Below are 1,300 nucleotides of genomic sequence, written 5' to 3'. Positions count from 1 at the left end.
AACAGTAAATAAACCGGGTTTTCGATAGTTAGGTGGTTTGGGCTTGTTAACCAATTCACTACTTCCAAACAATTTTGACAGTTGTTTAAAACTTTTGAAAGATTCAACAATGCCGTTGCATATTTGTTGAGCACTAGAAGCATACATTGCGTTAAAATGTCTGTTCCATTTCATTTGCCCGCAAAGCTCGCCTTGAGTGACAAATCTATTTTCCCTAAAAAAAACTTGTCGGGCGTAATAAACAGAACAGTTAAACACTTTGTTGGCTTCACCGCACAAATATTCTAGGATGGCTGATAGATTTTTATCGGGATGCAGTAGAACTTGCTGGCATCCCATGTTTTTTGTTTTTTTGCTCATGTCTCCATTATCATCAAGTTGTCGATAAATATCAACCCATCAACATGAGAGACCAGCAAAAAATATATCGTCATGGCAACCATTCTATAGGTTTGGCCCATGTCCATTTAGTTTGGATTCCCAAGAGACGCAAGAAAGTCTTGGTGGGTCTAGTTAAAATAAGGTTGGCTGCTATCTTATCAGAAGTTGCCACAGAAAAAGGTTGGTTGATTAAAGCACTAGAAATAGCTCCAGACCATGTTCATGTATTGGTGGAGCATGGCTCTGATGTAGCCATTCACAAAATAGTTAAAGCTTTGAAAGGTAGGTCTTCAAGGGTTTTACGACAAGAGTTCCCTGAACTATGCAAACTACCTAGCTTGTGGACTCACAGCTATTTTTATGACACTACTGGAAAGGTTAGTACAACTAAGGTTCTGGAATACATTAACGACCCCCATCACGGCGACTAAAGTCGCCGAGTCGTTTTTCCGCCCCGCGCCTAAATTGACGGGGCTACCAAACTCCCGAGCTTTTTCCGTGTTGTAGTTTTCGTTAAGAATTGTAACGCAATTATTAGCTCTCCGGGCAAGGCAGAAGGCAGAGGGCAGAGGGGAAAATGTAGTCTAGACATAAGCCTCTATGCTTTGCCTAAAAAGGATTTAAGCCACTCGTCAAACAAAATTTGGTTCTACTATATATTGGTAGGTATGAATCCCCCACTAATCGCCTTCTGCCTTCTTCAAAATTATGTTGAAGAAAAGGCTATTCTTGATATTCCCTCAAAAAAAATAGCCCCCAGCAAAGGAGGCTATAAAACTAACTCGCTATTGTTTTACATTACTGATTTTTGTGATGAGGCGAGGTAAGTAAATCAAGAATCATTCATCTAGAAAAATCATTTATAGTTCCTACTTAGGCATGAGGATTGAATAAAATACAGAAGTTAAACAGCAAAGCT

General features: G+C 39.5%; 1 protein-coding gene and 1 pseudogene. One reads left to right on the top strand and one right to left on the bottom strand.

The features are described 5' to 3' along the window. Window positions 1-360: pseudogene (locus AC3DU7_RS27220) on the bottom strand (RNA-guided endonuclease TnpB family protein); the annotation flags it as partial. Between the two features lie 44 nt (window positions 361-404). Between AC3DU7_RS27220 and tnpA the strand changes: the two are divergent. Beyond that, window positions 405-812, top strand: a complete 408-nt coding sequence (gene tnpA / locus AC3DU7_RS27215) for an IS200/IS605 family transposase (RefSeq protein WP_488042391.1) — start codon at window positions 405-407, stop codon at window positions 810-812. Window positions 813-1,300 lie beyond the last annotated feature (488 nt).

The sequence above is a fragment of the Okeania sp. genome (genome assembly GCF_983059655.1).
This window is presented reverse-complemented; position numbering and strand designations above follow the sequence as displayed.

What these genes read in the sequence shown, in the direction of transcription:
- tnpA (WP_488042391.1), top strand. Translation starts at nt 405, where the DNA reads ATGAGAGACCAGCAAAAAATATATCGTCATGGCAACCATTCTATAGGT.